Below are 16,779 nucleotides of genomic sequence, written 5' to 3' on the forward strand. Positions count from 1 at the left end.
TATCGCAATTCTATGTCAGAATATTCTAACGAAAATTTCGGAGAGAGGCGATTATAATGTTAAACGGTGAGAAAAAAATTCCAAGACCATTACGTTGGGCTATGGTCGGAGGTGGGCGGCTTGGTCAGGTTGGATATAAACATCGTACTGGTGCACTGAGAGACAATACAGCTTTTCAATTAGTAGCAGGTGCATTTGATATAGATCCCGTAAGAGGAAAGGATTTTGGTATTAATATTGGGGTAGATGAAAACCGTTGTTATCCTGATTATAAAACAATGTTTATGGAGGAAGCGTTAAGGGAGGATGGTATTGAAGTTGTATCGATTGCAACCCCCAATGGGACTCATTATGAAATATGTAAGGCAGCACTAGAAGCTAACTTGCATGTTATTTGTGAAAAACCTTTGTTTTTTACCTCTGAGGAGGGTGAAGAGATTAAATCTCTTGCAGAGGAAAAGGGAAGAATTGTTGGTGTTACTTATGGTTTCTCTGGAAATCAAATGTTACTTCAAATGCGGGCTATGGTTGAACAAGGTAAGATTGGTGACATACGTGTGGTTGAATTGCAGTATACCCATGGTTTTAATTCCAATGACAATGGAGATAAAACAAGTGATGCTCAAAAATGGCGTGTTGATCCTAAGATTGCAGGACCAAGTTTTGTTTTAGGGGATCTTTCCACCCATACGTATTATATGTCTCAGCTGATCATGCCACATATGAAAATTAAAAAATTGCTATGTGATAGGCAGAGTTTTGTTGGGAGCCGTGCTCCTTTAGAGGATAATGCTTTTGTTCTAATGCATTATGAAAACGGAGCAGTAGGAAGGCTTTGGACTTCCTCTATTAATGCAGGTTGTATGGACGGTCATAGAATTCGCATTGTAGGATCAAGGGCAAGTTTAGAATGGTGGGATAGCAAACCGAATGAACTTAGGTTTGAGGTTCAGGGTGAACCTATTCAAACCCTCATTCGTGCAATGCCTTACTTAGACGAATCCTGTAATGCGGATGAGCGTTTAGGAGCACTACATCAAGAAGGATTGTCTGAATCGTGGGCAAATATTTATCTAAAATTGGCCCTTGCTATTGATGCTAAAAATCGGAACGATGAGGAAACATTAAAGAATCTAGTTTATCCTGATATCGACGCAGGTATTGATGGGATTCTTTGGATTGAAAATTGTGTTCGCTCTGCTGAAAATGGATCGGTGTGGGTAGAGTTTAAAGACAAAAAAACTTTCGGTATAAAGTGAAACTTTAATCAGTGGAGGTTTTTCTTCATCCTTCACTGATTACTAGTCACCAATCAGAGCAAGTCTTAGTTTACTGATTTTATATAAAAATTGGAGATGATACTTATGAAATTATGTTTTAATCAAGCTACTACACGTGATAATTCAAATCTTGCAAATGATTTGGAGTTATGTGAAAAACTGGGCTTTGATTCGATTGAAATCCGTACAATGGACAAGTTGCCTGAGTATCTAAAAGACCATCCAATTGAAGATTTAGCTAGTTACTTCAATACGCATCATATTAAGCCTCTAGCATTTAATGCATTAGTTTTCTTTAATAATCGTGATGAAACTGGACACCAAGAAATCATCAATGAATTTAAGGAGATGATGGAAGTAGGTAAAAAGTTAGGCGTTCAATATGTCGTAGCTGTTCCACTCGTGACGGAAGAAAAAATAGTAAAACATGATATTAAAAATAGTTGTGTAGAAGTATTAACAGAACTATCAAATATTGCAGATCCATATGGTATTAAAATTGCAGTGGAGTTCGTTGGACATCCACAATGTACAGTTAATACATTTGGCCAAGCATATGATATTGTTGAATCCGTTAATCGTGATAATGTAGGTTTAGTGTTGGATTGTTTCCATTTCCATGCGATGGGATCCAGAATAGAAGACTTAAAAAAAGCTGACGGTTCTAGAATCTTCATCTTACATATCGATGACACAGAAGACTTCCCTATTGGATTTCTAACAGATGAAGATCGCTTATGGCCGGGGTTAGGTGCAATCGATCTGGATGGAATTTTATCAACATTAAAAGAAATTGGTTTTTCTGATGTTGTATCCGTTGAGTTGTTTCGACCAGAATATTATCAACTTGATGCGGAAGAAGTAATTAAAACAGCTAAAGAAACAACAGTAAAGGTTGTCTCTAAATATTTTAAGTTTGATACTGCTAAAGTGGGGTGAAAGTGTTAAATAACGGCCTTTCCTTAGTGCAAAACACTATGAGGAAAGGCCGTTCTGGAATTATTCAGCTATAATAAGTTGGATATCATTCTTTTTTGCATAACTCTGGTAGACCTCACTAGGTATTGCATCAGTTATAAGGAAGTCGATTTTATCTAAGCCGCAATAGGTCATTAATCCATACTTATCAAACTTATTATGGTCTATTAATAAAAATACTTCAGAACTTCTGTTAACAATAGAAGATTTTAATTCACTTTCAAGTGGTGAAGCATTCGTAACACCATTTGATAAGGAAATTCCTGTCGATGCCATAAAAGCTTTATTAATATTATAAGTATTTAACATATCCATATATTTCAAAATCCCGAATGAATTTGTTTTTCTTTCAAGGATTCCTCCAGGTGTAATTACATTTATATTTTCATATGGAAGAGCGCGAACAATAAAATCGAGATTATTGGTGATAACTGTAACCTGCTTTATATTAATATAGTCAATCATTTCAATTGTTGTTGTCCCTGAATCGATAAAAATAATATCTCCGTCATGTACATAATTTGCAGCTGCTTTCCCGATCATTTCCTTTTCTGTTTGATTACGTACTTGACGGTCATGGAAAGACTCTAATTTTGCACGCTCATCATTTACCGCTACTCCTCCATATACCTTTTTAAAATCTCCACTGTCTACTAGTTCCTGAACATCACGGCGAATCGTATTTTTAGATACTTTAAACACGTTCATCAATTCATCTAAAGACACTGATTTGTGTTGAATAATATATTCCTCAATTTTATTGACCCGTTTATCTTTAATCATTCTTAACCACCCTTTGTTTCCGAATAATACTCTATATATAATTATATATTACCAACAAATTATCAAAACTTCATTATTTAAATAAATAATGTCGTAAAAATAATGATCATTTTAATGGTATTTCACTGTAATTGCAGACTCCTTTGTATAAACTAGCTTAATAAAAAGGGTTTAGGATTGTTAAATTGTCGGAAAATAAAAATAATATTGACTGAAAGCGTTTTTATAATTATCATGAAAGTATCAATATGTAATCAACATTTAACAAAAAGTTAATTAATAAGATAACTTTAGGGAGTTTTTTTGGGGGATGATACTTTGGATTACAAAAAGTTGACCAAAGTTATATTGAATCTCTTTTTGTGTGAAACAAAATAGTTTCAAAGATTCTTTTTAACTATTAAAGGAGGTGAATCGCTTTAATTTTTCGAAAATTATGACAATTTGATTTTTAATGCGTGAAATTTTTGGTCTCCAAATTAAATATTAAAGGGGGAGTAGAGATGAGTAAGAAATTAATCGGTTTTCAAATGCTTTTTGTGTTGCTTGTAATCATACTGGCTGGTTGTGGATCTAGTGAAAAGGATAAAAAGAACATCGTTATTGGGGCAGCAATGCCGGTATTTGATGATAAATTTTTATCTTACTTGTATGACGGGATAAAAGAATATGACAAAGAACATGATGATGTTGAAGTGAAGATGGTTGACGCGAAGAATGACTCAGGTAAACAGATTTCACAAGTAGAAACCTTTGTTTCACAAGCTGTGGATGCTATCATTATCAATCCGGTTGATACAGATGCTGTTGCGCCAATGGTAGATATAGCTAACGGGGCTGGAATACCAGTTATTATGGTTAATAGAATGCCAGATGAAAAGACTATGGAAAAAATCTATGCCTATGTTGGTTCTGAGTCACTTGAAGCTGGATTCATCCAAATGGAAAAAGTAGCTGAAATGCTTGATGGAAAAGGGAATATCGGCATTATAAACGGAACATTGGGAGATGAAGCCGTAGTCAAAAGAACAAAGGGTAATAAAGACGTGGTTCAGAAGAACCCGAGTATCAAGATTATTCGCGAAGCTACAGCTGATTGGCAAAGATCGCAAGGAATTACCTTAATGGAAAACTGGATTCAATCAGGTGAACATTTTGATGCGATTGTATCAAATAATGATGAAATGGCAATTGGAGCCATTATGGCTTTAGAACAAGCAGGTAAGCGTGGAAATATTATCGTTGCTGGTATTGACGGAACCCCAGATGCTTTAGAATTTGTAAAGGAAGGGAAATTAGATGTCACAGCCTTCCAAGATGCATATGGTCAAGGCAAGGGGGCAATTGAAGCAGCTATCAAGGCAGTCAATGGTGAGGTAGTAAACGATAAGTTCATTAATATCCCATTCGAACTAATAACGAAGGATAACGTTGATGAATACATCAAAAAGTGGGAAAAGTAATGAGCTGCACAAAGTGAAAGGATTTAATGCAGGCCGTTCAGGACGGAATATGGGCGGCCTTTAAAAATTCTTTCAGCAGGTGAGTATTCGTAGTGAAAGTGAAACGTCAGCTGCAAATGTTCCTTGTATCGAAAGCGTAGAGATAGGTACAAAAGCCTCCCACCTCTATAGGTGGAGAGATGAAGCGGATTTAAGCTATCTTTCAGTAGTGTCCAAACACCGGCTGAAAGATTCAATTATGATATAGGTGGTGACTAAGGTGGCTGAATATATTTTAGAACTTGAGCACATAACCAAGGAATTCCCTGGTGTAAAGGCTTTAGATGATATTCAATTACAAGTGAAGAAAGGGACAGTTCATGGCTTGATGGGGGAAAATGGTGCAGGAAAATCTACTTTGATGAAAATTATATTTGGCATTTTTTCCCCTGATAAAGGAACGATGAAATTTAAAGGCAAAGAATTAAAAGCTTCAGGACCAAAAGAATCAGTGAAAAACGGAATTTCTATGATTCACCAAGAATTAAGCCCAGTCCCGCATATGACAGTAGCAGAGAATATATTTTTAGGCAGGGAATTCACATATGGAAAGACTAGTTTGATCAACAATAGAAAAATGATTATGGAGTCAAGGAAATTATTTGAGTCGTTAAATATGAAAATTGATCCAACAGATAAGATGAAGGATTTGAGTATTGCGAACATGCAAATGGTGGAGATTGCTACTGCAGTGTCGTACAATGCGGATTTAATTATTATGGATGAACCGACATCGGCAATAACGGACAAGGAAGTAGAGCAATTATTTGGGATTATTCAATCCTTGAAAGCAAAAGGGGTTTCTATTATTTATATTTCACATAAAATGGATGAGATTTTTAAGATTTGTGATGAGCTAACAGTATTCCGAGATGGCAAATATATCGGTACAAAGAGTACAAATGATTTTGATCAGGACACTTTAATTCACATGATGGTCGGCAGAGAAATTAAGCAAGTGTTTCATAAAGAAAAGGCTGAAATAAAGGAGGTCGTGTTATCCGTACAAAATTTATCCCGAAAAGAGAAGTTTCAGAATGTTAGTTTTGAATTAAGAAAAGGGGAAATCCTTGGAATTGCTGGATTAATGGGGGCAGGGAGAACAGAGGTAATTGAAAGTATTTTTGGCATCGCTCCTTATGATTTTGGTGATATTTATGTAAATGGTGAAAAAGTGAAAATTAAATCACCACAAGATGCGATTAAACACAAAATGGCACTGTTAACGGAAGATCGTAAGTTAACGGGTGCATTTCTGCCAATTTCCATTAAAGAAAATATGATTATCTCTAATATCAATAAATTTTTAAAGTTTGGTTTAATGAATCGGCAGTTAGTAAATGATGCGTGTAATGAAATGGTACAGCTTTTAAATATTAAAACACCGCACCTTAATCAGATTATTATGAATTTAAGTGGAGGAAATCAACAGAAGGTGCTCCTTGCTAGGTGGTTGCTGAATGACCCTGACATACTTATTTTAGATGAACCAACAAGAGGTGTGGATGTAGGTGCAAAATCGGAGATTCATAAGATTATGTCAAAGTTAGCTCATGAGGGAAAAGCGATTATCATGATCTCCTCTGAACTGCCGGAAGTATTGGGGATGAGTGACCGAATCGTTGTTATGCATGAAGGATATAAAAAAGGTGAACTAGCCAGGGAAGAAGCTAATCAGGAAAGGGTCCTAGAACTAGCCTATAGTTAATTTTTTATTAGAAAGATTAAAGGGAGGTTCTTCATTTGAGTAATCCAATTAACAGTACAGTTTCTGCAGTTGAAAATAGTAGTAATAATTCCATATGGAAAGAAAAGATTGCTCCGTTCATGAGCAAGTATGGAATTCTATTTATTTTGATTGCTATGATTATAGTAATGTCTTTTATGTCAGATGCTTTTCTTAAAACACAGAATATTTTGAATATAATACGTCAAATTTCCTTTATCGGAATAGTGGCGATGGGAGTTACAATTGTTATTATAACAACGGGTATTGATTTATCATCTGGTTCTGTTATCGCATTAACATCTGTTTTGGTAGCAAGTGTGGCTCATCCGGGTGATTCGTTGATTGGAGCATTAGCACTTGGTGCCGGAGTCGGTCTTGTTTGCGGCGCGGTTAATGGAATTCTTACTGCCAAGGGGAAAATTCCCCCGTTTATCGCGACCCTTGGAATGATGACCGCAGCAAGAGGGCTAGCCTTACTATTTAGTGATGGAAGGCCAGTTCCGAATTTATCTGAATCGTTCATGTTCTTGGGGAAAGGTGTAATTGCGGGTATCCCAGTTCCAATTATTGTGTTTGTTTTAATTGGTATTCTCTCACACGTTCTATTAAGTAAAACAAAGTTTGGTAAATATACGTATGCAATAGGAGGAAATGAACACGCGGCGAAAATTTGTGGAATCAATGTGGATCGCTATTTAATTTTGATTTATATGTATGCGGGCTTACTTTCAGCGATTGCGGGGATGATGCTTACAGCAAGAATTAGCGTTGGACAACCAAGCATGGGAGTCTCTTTTGAATTAGATGCCATCGCTGCCGCAGTTATTGGTGGGACTAGTCTTTCAGGGGGAGTTGGGACAATTCCTGGGACCATTATTGGTGCATTGATTATTGGTGTCTTAAATAATAGCCTTGATTTATTAGGTGTATCCTCTTATTGGCAACAAATTTTAAAGGGTTTAATTATTGTGAGTGCAGTGTTAATTGATTCACGTAAAAATAAAAAGGTGTAATGATTAAAGTGAATGTGTTAAGTGGCTTGTACCTATGATAGGTTTAAGCCGTTAATCGCTTTTGGTATCAGAGTTAAGCTGTGGAGGAGAAAACTGCATTGAAAAGAACGTTAAGGATGGTGTTTTTTTAATCTCTTTATGCTTTCATTTCTCATAATTCCCTTTAAATAGAATGTGAATTTCTGTACAATAAGAGAATTAAAGTCAGATTCTTGAAGGAGAATGGAATGAAGCGGGCAGTAATTATTATAGATATGCAAGAAGCTTTCTTTTTGGATAGCCAAAACTACTTATTTGATTATGAAAAAGTGGTAGATAATATTAATATGTTAATAACTTCGGCACGAAATAGCGAAGTCCCGATCATTTTTATCCAGCATACGGATTCAAATGAAGACGATGATTTCGCGTTTGGCAAGCCAGGGTGGGATTTATATCACGGGCTTCTACGACAACCAGAGGATAAGGTCATACAAAAAACAACGTGGGATGCATTCTATCAAACGGAATTAGCGCAATACTTACAAGAACAAAAAGTTGAGCAGCTTATTTTTGCAGGAGCTCAAACAGAATTTTGTCTTGATACGACAATTCGAAGTGCGTATAGCCATGGTTACCACCAAAATATTTTAGTCGAAGATGCACACTCTACATTAGATAGTCAGGTATTAGATGCGCAACAAATTATTAAGCACCACGAGTCCGTTTGGCATAATCGATTCGTGAACATTCAGCCAAGTACCTTTTTCAAAAATAAGTAGTAGAGAGGATTCAACTTTGATAATAAATAGCCAAGAATTTAATGTAAATGAACTCCAATATACAATTAGATCTGCCAAAATAGAAGATGCCGAAGCTTTATCTGCAATAAGGTTACAACTTGATGGAGAAACGGAAAACTTTGATCGAGAACAAGGGGAAGCTCTTATCGATACAAAAGGTTTTGAGCAGATCATTAGGGTTGACACAGAAAGTCCAAGGAATTTGTGTTTAGTAGCAGTAGTTGATAATCGCATCGTCGGATTTTCTAGATGTGAGGGGTCTCCATTAAAAAGATTTGCTCATAAAGTAGAATTTGGCGTAGGGGTATTAAAGGAGTTTTGGCGCTATGGGATAGGGAAAAATTTCTTAAAAGCATCGATAGAGTGGGCTGACGCTAATGACATTAAAAAAATAGCCCTGAATGTTGTAGAGACAAATGACAAAGCGATTTTACTTTATAAAAAACTAGGCTTTGAAATTGAAGGCGTTTTAAAAAATGATAAGATCCTTTCAGATGGCAACTATTATAATACGATTGTCATGGGAAGAATTGTGAAATGAAATAAACCTAGTTAAGCGAAAGATGAAATGACCAAAAAAGTTAGACTTTGAATTTAGTCATGTAAAAAACTGCACCGCCAATAATGGGGGTGCAGTTTATTTTATGATAAATAAAGATGATACATTGCAGTTTCATCATCCAAAGATTTTGCAATTTCAAATGCTTCTTGTTGATTTTTTTTATTGTTAATTATTTCATACATAAATCGAATTAAAAACAATAAATTTGCATTACCATCTATGTAATCATCAGGCCCCATATATGAATGACAACCGCATTTTAGAAATGCTGAAGCTAATTGTTCAACACCTAATGTACAGCCTGCTGCGATAACTTTTACATCATTCAATTTTGAATAACGTTTTACTTCTTCTGCACCAAAAAATTCTCCTCTTGGCTCGTCGGCTTCATAATCCTCATCATCCAGTTCAGGTATACAAAATCTTCCTTCATCGCCATGGAAATATAAAATCAAATAATCCATTTTCTCTACTCGATCTTCTCCAGAAAGAACATCCACCAAATCATTTGGTCTTCCACCTATCCAATGAATGTTAACTCTTGCTCCAAAGTACTCAAGTGCTGAACGCAAAGCAAATGCCGCCCCGTCACAATCTGGGCCAACAGCTAAACTAACATATAATTCTGGTTTACTCATTAAATAACCTCTTTTCTTTATAACCATTTATTCGAAATATTGGTTTAAATTATATTGTAGGATTCTAGAAGTTACTTTTCAAATTTTCACCTTGCCTTGAAGGCCACGAACTAAATCATAGTACATGACATAGTATAGAAATGAAACATTTATAAAAAAGGATGATGTATATACATGTCATTGATGTTATTGTGAGTATTTCAGTAAAAAAAACTGGTATCCTTCCCTGTGTCGGCGAAATAACTGACAGCTGGGACGATGTTGTTTGGGACATTGATCGTTGGGAGAATGACGGAGGTAGAAGTGTTGATACATGACTTGGCTACGGCCGTTGAATGAAAAATTTTTTTGTATTGAGAGGGAGGCAAGCCTGTCTCCCTTAAAAATTTGTACGGACACCAATCAAATAAAAACTTACGACCTTTGTTTGTAGATGAATTTCCAAAAAATATAATATTTGATAAGAAAGTTGAAACTATTTTCCTTGTATAGCGTATTAAATAATAGAACACTAGGAGGTGAAATTTTTGGAAGAAAAAATGCATGGAAAACAAAAAAGTGAGCTCTTTGAATGGGTAAAAGCAATTGCGTTTGCTCTAGTGGTTACGTTTGTAGTGAAGCAGTTCTTATTTACGCCAGTACTTGTTAAAGGTGCTTCTATGATGCCGACACTTGAAGACCAAGATCGTGTGATTGTTAACAAAATTGGTCCAAAGTTTAAGTCATATGATCGCTTTGACATTGTTGTTGTTGAAATGGATGAAGAAACAAACTATATTAAGCGAATCATTGGTTTACCAGGAGATAAGATCGAGTATAAGGACGATCAATTATACATAAACGGTGAGAAGTACAATGAACCTTATTTAGACCAATACAAAAATAAATTAAGGATACTGGGACACTTACATATGATTTTACATTAGATCAAAATTTAGGTGAAACTACCGTACCAGAAGCGCATTACTTTGTATTAGGCGATAATCGTCGTATAAGTAATGATAGTAGAAATCCTGAGGTTGGGTTCATCCCTGAAGAAAAAATAATGGGGACAACCAGTATCATCTGTTGGCCGATGGAACATATTGACTTAAGCTTTAACTAAATTGAACCTCAAAGTTTAAAAACTCAATAAAGATAATAATCATGACCACTCTACAAATGAGTGGTTTTTTTGTATTGTCATTTGTTTAATCAACAGCTGTGGAAACAAACGCACCTAGCGTCTTATTTCACTGATGAAAAATATAATTAGCTTTATGCAATATATATATTGCTAAAAGACAGATATTCTGTATAATATAAATTATAAAATAAGGGGAGGTAAAATATTGATGTTTGGAAAAAGTAAACACGTTGATGAACGAGTTATAAATCAGCAAAATAAAATTTACAGAGAGATTAATTACATTGTCTTATTAGTATGTTCAATATCGATCCTAATAAAGTCCATTACAATGGGAGCGCCCTCACAAAATGTATTAACAGAGTTGTTGATTTTAATAATCATATCAGTATATTATTCTGTTAGAGTAGCTTATCTCGGCATATTTACAGATGAAGTAGAGATTCACGACAGTACAAGTAAAATTAAATTAAGTACTAAATATATTATTTCTGGAGTGTCTATTGGCATGATTGTTGCTATTATTATGGGTGTTAACAGTGCATTCAACTATGCAGAAAGCACTCCACAAGCAATATATTTTTTCTTTATGGTATTTTTTGTATCACTGTTCATGTATTCTTCATTTATTGCCGGAATTTTAATTTTATTTTATGGGCTTGCTAAAAAGAAAAGTGATCGAGTTATTCAAAGAATGTTAGAAGATGAAGATAGTGGTGATAAAGGTGAAAAACATACGTTTGAAAATGGCTCGAATTGAACACGATTTATCACAAGGTGAATTGGCTGAAAAAGTGGGGGTCACTAGGCAAACAATCGGTTTAATTGAATTAGGAAAATATAACCCGACGTTGAATTTATGTATTGCTATATGTAAAACTTTAAATAAAACCCTAGATGAATTGTTCTGGGAGGAGTAAATTGTGGTCAATATAGGATACTAACTTGGTAAAGATTCAGTGATATCCAAGGATTAGTTCAAGATGTAAAAAACTCGTGTTATTCTTTATCGAAGAGGCTATCGACTAAACAGATAGTCTCTTTTATTCTTTGGAATTTTAGTTACGCCCAAAATAAAAAAGATTGAAGCAATTTGCTCCAACCTGCTATTTTCTCACGAATGAGCTTAATCATTTAATCCCTTACCATCAAGAATTTGCTGTGTGCATTTTTCAATTCTTGACACGCGAGTTTTGGATTGTTTAGGCTGAGAAAAATGTAGAATGTATGCTCTCTGCCTTCCTGGCGTCAACTCTTCAAAAGCAGTTTTTAATGCAGGCATTTCATTGAATTTATTGTGAAGTTCATCAGGGATAATGTATTCCTTATGCTCTTTCATTGGCACTTCTAAACCTGCTTTTTCAACTTCAATGGCTTCATTAATATAGTCTTTAATGATCGTTTCCATTGCAACTATTTCTTGAACATTGGTGAACCGAATTTGGCGCGCTGCTTGTACATTTTCCGTTTGTTGGATTAGTATCCCCTGGGCATCCTTTAACAGGGCACCTTTGTGAAACAGAAGCGCACAATACTCCTTAAATCCATGTATTAACACAATGTTTTTTTCCTCTAACGTGTAACAAGGATGCATCCACTTGAATTCTTCGGTCAGCTCACAGTCAAGAACGATATTTCTCAATGCCGAATATTCTTCCTGCCACTTTTTAGCTTTACTTAAAAATTCATCAACCTTTGGATTCGTTCTACTATTTGTCATCAAGGAACACCCCTCTACAATTTTTTAATTACTCTAATCGATTTATAATAAAACATTAATTAGTCACGCGTGTTGATTATCTAATTTCTTCCAATAAAAATTATACAAAAAGAGAGATTCTCATGTAAAATGTTAGTTACTACACAAACAATTACGAAATGAGGAATCTCTCTTGAACAAGAATAACACGATTTTTACACTCATTCAAACCTTTCTTTCAGAGGAAGAATGGCAATCAATCTTAAGCGAATTCGGTTATGTAGAAACAGCACGAAAATGTACAGTTCCCACGCTCATTTCGTATTTAATTGGTGCTGCCACGAACGAGTGGAAAAGTTTACGCCACGCAGCGGATGTGGGTCCAAGTAACGGTCTTGTTTCGGTGAATCATTCATCGCTTTCTAAACATTTAAAGGCACTTGATTATGGCATCATCAAACGAATTTTTGAAGTGATTGTCGGGAAGCTCAACCGTGCAGCTCGTCGTAAATTGAAATTGCCGAAAAGATTATTAGCCGTTGATTCAACTACCATTACAGTAGGCAAAACAAGATTACCTTGGGCTGTCTATCACGGCGAACGTTCAGGAATCAAATTACATGTTAGTTTTACTAATGAAACTGCGATGCCCTTAAAAGTCGTAGAAACAACCGGTTTAAAACATGATGGTCCCATTGGCGAATTCCTTGAAGATAAAAGGTTTATCCTCGTTTGTGACCGTGCCTACTTTTCTATTGATAAAGTCGATCGCTACCTGAAAGAATATCAACATTTTGTGTTACGTTTAAAAGACAATGTGCAATTAAATCGCAAAAAATCGCTCCAAGGTAGTCGTACCAACGATTCCAATGTGACAGCTGATTTTACTTGTACGCTTGGGACGCCACAAAAACAAACGAAAAAACGCCATCGTGTCGTTCAATTCATAGATCATGAAGATAAAGAAATACGTGTCGTGACAAGTTTAATGGATATCACCGCTGAAGAAATTGCCAACATGTATAAGTCACGTTGGGCGATTGAAAATTTTTTCCGTTGGATTAAACAAAACTTGAACGTACCTGTTCTATTCGGAACAACAAAAAATGCTGTATTCAATCAGCTATTCGTAGCCCTTATTGCCTATGTTTGTTTGAAATTTCTTCATACACAAGGGAATAAGAAAAATAATATCAAACCCTTATCATTCGTAGGTTTTACACGGATGTTTCTTTGTGCTGCCCTGCCAATAGAATGGCGAATCAGGGTGAAAGAAATCCTGGTGTTTCATTGGAACATAAATCATTCAACTACTGTATAATTTTGGTTAATCAACACGTGTGTTAATTAGTATCATGTCTAGCTAAAAAAACACTCTAATTTTGTTTTACATTATTATGCTCATGACCATAACTAGGTGTTTTATTAGCCGCTTCGCTTGCGCTCTAGTGTCTCATCTGGGACGCTGATGCCCAGAACTTTTGGTGATGAGCCATTATTATATTTTTGTTGGTAGAATATTATATTACTAGTATATAATACAAATTGATTATGTTTAGTAAAATTAAGCTGAGGAGGAGAATGATGAAAAAATTATTTATTATGTTACTAGCAGCATTTGTATTTGCAACAGTAAATGCAACAAAATCAGAAGCAAAAGTGATGTATGATGGAGCAGAAATTGTCAAAGGGCAAACAGGGAAAATGACCTTTAATAAAGATGTAAAAGTGTACAAGAAAAACGTCAATGGAAAGTTTGAATCGATGTTAGTTAAAAAGGGAAACTATTTCCGCGTATATAATATCGAAAAATACAATGGACAAACGTATTATTGGATGAGCTCTGGTTATCGTGTACAAGCCACAAATTTAACAGTATTTATGGCGATTCCATTTGAACAGCGTGTACAATTTTATGATAACCCAGCATATTTGTGGATAAATAGAGATAAACCATTTAAATCATTTTACATGGAAGATGATAGTTCGGGGACTCATACACATTCCTATTACACGTATTTAAATAATTGGGGAGATTTTAAAATTGAACAAGGAGAGCTTGTCCATACCTATGATATGGGTTTTATAGGTGGCGGTATTGAAAGAAATAAAATTGATTCAACAGACATTCTAATAATAGAACCTCAACCTGTTAATACGGATACATTATTTATTGTAACAAAGGATACAGTGCAGCATATAAAACCATATCTAATCAACAATAATGATTATTATCAAAGAATTGCTGGTCAATTGAAAGCAGGAACCGTTCTAAAAAGTGAAGGTTTTAAAATTGGTAACTATTACGCGGTGAATTTAATTGAACCAGAACCAGAGTTTTACACCCGAACATTTTTCATACCTCAAAGCTATGTAATTGAAAAATCTTTAGAGAATTAAGGTGCAAAATGTTTTTATTCCTAAGTTAAACGTAAGGTTTAGTTGTAGTTGCTACATTCGATCATCCTCCAAGTTTATGGTAATTGATAATTTCAGTCACAGTGCTATATGTTAATATGCTTATTAAACTAAAAATAGAAGCATTTAATAGTTTTTATGAAAAAGCATCCGCTCCAGTAGATGCTTTTTTGTGCTGCTATTCCTCGTTTTCTACCAAAGTACATTACACAACGCTCCTAAATTATGTCGTTGGTATTGTATAGTAGTTTCATTATACAGACGACGAACGGTTTCTTTTTTTAACTATGCCATTTCAGTACACTTACTAATCGAAAGACCTCTTTCATCGAGAACTTCCTTTTCATTTAATGGAGTAATAGCTATCTTCGTATTAACAAAAAAACACTTACATCAAACAATAAAATTAACAATGAGTTTATTAAAAAACAATCGTAAAATGTTGCTATGAAGCTTTCTATCAAGTTTCAATCAATAAGTAATAGACCATGTAATTTAGAGAATTGGCTTGAATGGTAGATGCATGAAGTTATGTTATGGAAAAACACACTATTTTTGTTTGGTTTTTGACATCCTTAATTTCTATTGATAAAATATTACGTTCTTAGTATATAATGCTAATTAATTATCAATACGAGGAGGAGAATGATGAAAAAATTATTTATTTTGTTACTAGCAGCATTTGTATTTGCAGTAGTAAATCCAACAAAATCAGAAGCAAAAGTGATGTATGATGGAGCAGAAGTTGTAAAAGGGCAAACAGGAAAAATGACCTTTAAAAAAGACATCAAGGTATATAAGCAAAATTCAAATGGTACATTTGATTCGTTAGTGGTTAAGCGAAATAACTTTTTTAGAACGTATGATATTGAGAAATATGATGGAAAAACATTCTATCAAATGGGGCAATATCGGGTACAAGCAACCGATTTAGTGGTTTTTAAAGAAGTACCGATCGATATTCGTGCATCTTTCTATAACAATCCAGCCTATGTCATGATTAATCATAAGGGCTTGAAATTTGAAGGAGTGTATAGCCTTGAATATGGTGAACTTTTAACAGTTGGAAAACGAGAAGATGCTTGCAGACCACAAATATTTGTAGTTTCTATTGGGAAGGGTAAATTAAATTACTATCTATGTGCTGGAGATATTGAAGGAGAGGATGTAATTACTCCTGGTATTCTTGATAGCACTGATATTCGAATTTTTGAAAAGATAATAAGAAATAAAGGCTCGTATATATTGACAGAAGATACAGAACAATACAGTGGTCCGATGATAACAAAATACCATGGGGAAGAGTTGAAAGGAACTGTCTTTTATTCACCAGGAATTGAGATAAATGGATATTTGATGGTGGGAGATGTGAATTTTGGTTTTATTCCAGCAAACCTACTGAAGCCAGTGGATGGTAAGTGAGGTTTTAAAAATTAAACCTTAAAAGAGAAATGTGCTTGCGTTCCGAGCTAACAGAGAAGACAGGAGCGCAACTGAGTCCAGTTAAAGGATACGTTGTAGATTGGGATAACAGAATTTATTTAAAGGAAATTTTTATCGATAGGTATTGAAATTAATGGTTGTCAATATGTAAAGAATGAATTTGATTCGTTAGCTAGCTATTTTTTAAGCAAGTTAGAGATAAATGATAGATTATGAATTATAGCTCTCTTAATTTTTGTTAAGAGGGCTATTTTATATGGTTGGTTGACATATGGATAGGATGTTTGTCGATGTCTTAGGCTTAGCTGAATAAACGATAAAAGATGGGACTCCTAATTGTAAGACATAGTTATTTTATTAGTCAGCGGTTTGGGCATGTGTATTGGACTCATGCCTTTAATTTTGCCTTAATTCGTTTGGTATTGTAATACGTTATGTGATTTAGAGAATTGGCTGGAATGGTAGATGGGTGAAATTATATTATGGGAAAACAGGCCTGTTGATTAGGAAAAAATAGGTTTATTATTGATCGATGAAAGGGTTTTTCTTGTTGCTAATTAGTGTCGAGCCCTAAAATAGAATCGCTAAAGCTACTTTCGTTCGTTTTATAGGAAAACTTTGAAGATTTATCGAAACAAAATCGCTCTTTATCGAAACTATTTGAGCTTTTATCGAAATAAAATCTCATTTTATCGAAACTATTTGGGCTTTTATCGAAAAACAAGCTCTTTCTATCAAAGAAATCAACCACATGTTATGATGAAGAGCTTGTTGCGTAGGGCTACTCGACGCTCGCCCGTAGCGAAAATCAGCCTCTTCGAATGTA

15 protein-coding genes and 1 pseudogene are annotated in these 16,779 nt (G+C 34.8%); 13 read left to right on the forward strand and 3 right to left on the reverse strand.

Annotated elements, in window-relative coordinates; genetic code table 11:
* The first annotated feature begins 53 nt into the window (after positions 1-53).
* Together QUF91_RS10945 and iolI are read left to right on the forward strand one after the other, a co-directional pair.
* On the forward strand, positions 54-1,259 hold the full coding sequence (locus tag QUF91_RS10945) for a Gfo/Idh/MocA family protein (protein ID WP_289420053.1): 1,206 nt from the start codon (positions 54-56) through the stop codon (positions 1,257-1,259).
* Between the two features lie 105 nt (positions 1,260-1,364).
* A complete protein-coding gene (iolI, locus tag QUF91_RS10950; RefSeq protein ID WP_289417789.1) occupies positions 1,365-2,219 on the forward strand; it encodes a 2-keto-myo-inositol isomerase in 855 nt (284 codons plus the stop codon).
* A gap of 60 nt (positions 2,220-2,279) precedes the next feature.
* Here the strand turns inward: iolI and QUF91_RS10955 are convergent, their stop codons facing one another.
* Positions 2,280-3,041: a DeoR/GlpR family DNA-binding transcription regulator gene (locus QUF91_RS10955; protein WP_289417790.1), complete on the reverse strand. Its 762-nt coding sequence runs from the start codon at positions 3,039-3,041 to the stop codon at positions 2,280-2,282.
* 503 nt (positions 3,042-3,544) lie between these two features.
* Here QUF91_RS10955 and QUF91_RS10960 point away from each other — a divergent pair.
* The 5 genes from QUF91_RS10960 to QUF91_RS10980 all read left to right on the forward strand — a co-directional run bounded on the left by QUF91_RS10960 (position 3,545) and on the right by QUF91_RS10980 (position 8,608).
* Positions 3,545-4,504 carry a sugar ABC transporter substrate-binding protein gene (locus QUF91_RS10960; RefSeq protein ID WP_289417791.1) on the forward strand — a complete coding sequence of 320 codons (960 nt, stop codon included), beginning with the start codon at positions 3,545-3,547 and terminating at the stop codon, positions 4,502-4,504.
* A gap of 259 nt (positions 4,505-4,763) precedes the next feature.
* A complete protein-coding gene (locus QUF91_RS10965; protein WP_289417792.1) occupies positions 4,764-6,251 on the forward strand; it encodes a sugar ABC transporter ATP-binding protein in 1,488 nt (495 codons plus the stop codon).
* A gap of 35 nt (positions 6,252-6,286) precedes the next feature.
* Positions 6,287-7,285, forward strand: a complete 999-nt coding sequence (locus tag QUF91_RS10970; protein WP_483308084.1) for an ABC transporter permease — start codon at positions 6,287-6,289, stop codon at positions 7,283-7,285.
* Positions 7,286-7,512: 227 nt separating this feature from the next.
* Positions 7,513-8,046 (forward strand): cysteine hydrolase family protein, encoded by a 534-nt coding sequence (locus QUF91_RS10975; RefSeq protein ID WP_285397332.1) that lies wholly within the window; start codon positions 7,513-7,515, stop codon positions 8,044-8,046.
* 16 nt (positions 8,047-8,062) lie between these two features.
* Positions 8,063-8,608 (forward strand): GNAT family N-acetyltransferase, encoded by a 546-nt coding sequence (locus QUF91_RS10980; RefSeq protein WP_289417793.1) that lies wholly within the window; start codon positions 8,063-8,065, stop codon positions 8,606-8,608.
* A gap of 101 nt (positions 8,609-8,709) precedes the next feature.
* Here QUF91_RS10980 and QUF91_RS10985 read toward each other — a convergent pair whose 3' ends face one another.
* Entirely contained in the window at positions 8,710-9,267 is a 558-nt protein-coding gene (locus QUF91_RS10985) for a delta-aminolevulinic acid dehydratase (protein ID WP_289417794.1), read from the reverse strand.
* 539 nt (positions 9,268-9,806) lie between these two features.
* Between QUF91_RS10985 and lepB the strand changes: the two are divergent.
* The 3 genes and pseudogenes from lepB to QUF91_RS11000 all read left to right on the forward strand — a co-directional run bounded on the left by lepB (position 9,807) and on the right by QUF91_RS11000 (position 11,313).
* Positions 9,807-10,372: pseudogene (lepB, locus tag QUF91_RS10990) on the forward strand (signal peptidase I).
* A gap of 229 nt (positions 10,373-10,601) precedes the next feature.
* Positions 10,602-11,153 (forward strand): DUF6773 family protein, encoded by a 552-nt coding sequence (locus tag QUF91_RS10995; RefSeq protein WP_350224352.1) that lies wholly within the window; start codon positions 10,602-10,604, stop codon positions 11,151-11,153.
* Positions 11,119-11,313: a helix-turn-helix transcriptional regulator gene (locus QUF91_RS11000; protein WP_053482180.1), complete on the forward strand. Its 195-nt coding sequence runs from the start codon at positions 11,119-11,121 to the stop codon at positions 11,311-11,313. The genes QUF91_RS10995 and QUF91_RS11000 overlap by 35 nt, the downstream gene beginning before the upstream one ends.
* Before the next feature lie 206 nt (positions 11,314-11,519).
* On the opposite strand, the gene QUF91_RS11005 is transcribed toward QUF91_RS11000, so the two are convergent.
* On the reverse strand, positions 11,520-12,113 hold the full coding sequence (locus QUF91_RS11005) for a YdeI/OmpD-associated family protein (protein WP_285397339.1): 594 nt from the start codon (positions 12,111-12,113) through the stop codon (positions 11,520-11,522).
* Between the two features lie 172 nt (positions 12,114-12,285).
* On the opposite strand from QUF91_RS11005, the gene QUF91_RS11010 reads away from it, so the two are divergent.
* The 3 genes from QUF91_RS11010 (at position 12,286) to QUF91_RS11020 (ending at position 15,932) form a co-directional block, all read left to right on the forward strand.
* Positions 12,286-13,413 (forward strand): IS4 family transposase, encoded by a 1,128-nt coding sequence (locus QUF91_RS11010; RefSeq protein WP_289417678.1) that lies wholly within the window; start codon positions 12,286-12,288, stop codon positions 13,411-13,413.
* Between the two features lie 263 nt (positions 13,414-13,676).
* The gene (locus QUF91_RS11015) at positions 13,677-14,492 is read left to right on the forward strand and encodes a hypothetical protein (protein ID WP_285397337.1); all 816 of its coding nucleotides are present in this window, start codon (positions 13,677-13,679) and stop codon (positions 14,490-14,492) included.
* Positions 14,493-15,158: 666 nt separating this feature from the next.
* Complete coding sequence (locus QUF91_RS11020; protein WP_289417795.1) at positions 15,159-15,932, forward strand: hypothetical protein; 774 nt, start codon at positions 15,159-15,161, stop codon at positions 15,930-15,932.
* The last annotated feature ends 847 nt before the right edge of the window (positions 15,933-16,779 follow it).

It is taken from the genome of Lysinibacillus sp. G4S2 (genome assembly GCF_030348505.1).
GTDB lineage: Bacteria > Bacillota > Bacilli > Bacillales_A > Planococcaceae > Lysinibacillus.

Excerpts from the sequence above, each read along its gene's own strand:
- QUF91_RS11005 (WP_285397339.1), bottom strand. The coding sequence starts at position 12,113 with ATGACAAATAGTAGAACGAATCCAAAGGTTGATGAATTTTTAAGTAAA.
- QUF91_RS10995 (WP_350224352.1), top strand. The coding sequence starts at position 10,602 with ATGTTTGGAAAAAGTAAACACGTTGATGAACGAGTTATAAATCAGCAA.
- QUF91_RS10975 (WP_285397332.1), top strand. The coding sequence starts at position 7,513 with ATGAAGCGGGCAGTAATTATTATAGATATGCAAGAAGCTTTCTTTTTG.
- QUF91_RS10955 (WP_289417790.1), bottom strand. The coding sequence starts at position 3,041 with ATGATTAAAGATAAACGGGTCAATAAAATTGAGGAATATATTATTCAA.
- QUF91_RS11020 (WP_289417795.1), top strand. The coding sequence starts at position 15,159 with ATGAAAAAATTATTTATTTTGTTACTAGCAGCATTTGTATTTGCAGTA.
- QUF91_RS11015 (WP_285397337.1), top strand. The coding sequence starts at position 13,677 with ATGAAAAAATTATTTATTATGTTACTAGCAGCATTTGTATTTGCAACA.
- QUF91_RS10960 (WP_289417791.1), top strand. The coding sequence starts at position 3,545 with ATGAGTAAGAAATTAATCGGTTTTCAAATGCTTTTTGTGTTGCTTGTA.
- iolI (WP_289417789.1), top strand. The coding sequence starts at position 1,365 with ATGAAATTATGTTTTAATCAAGCTACTACACGTGATAATTCAAATCTT.
- QUF91_RS10985 (WP_289417794.1), bottom strand. The coding sequence starts at position 9,267 with ATGAGTAAACCAGAATTATATGTTAGTTTAGCTGTTGGCCCAGATTGT.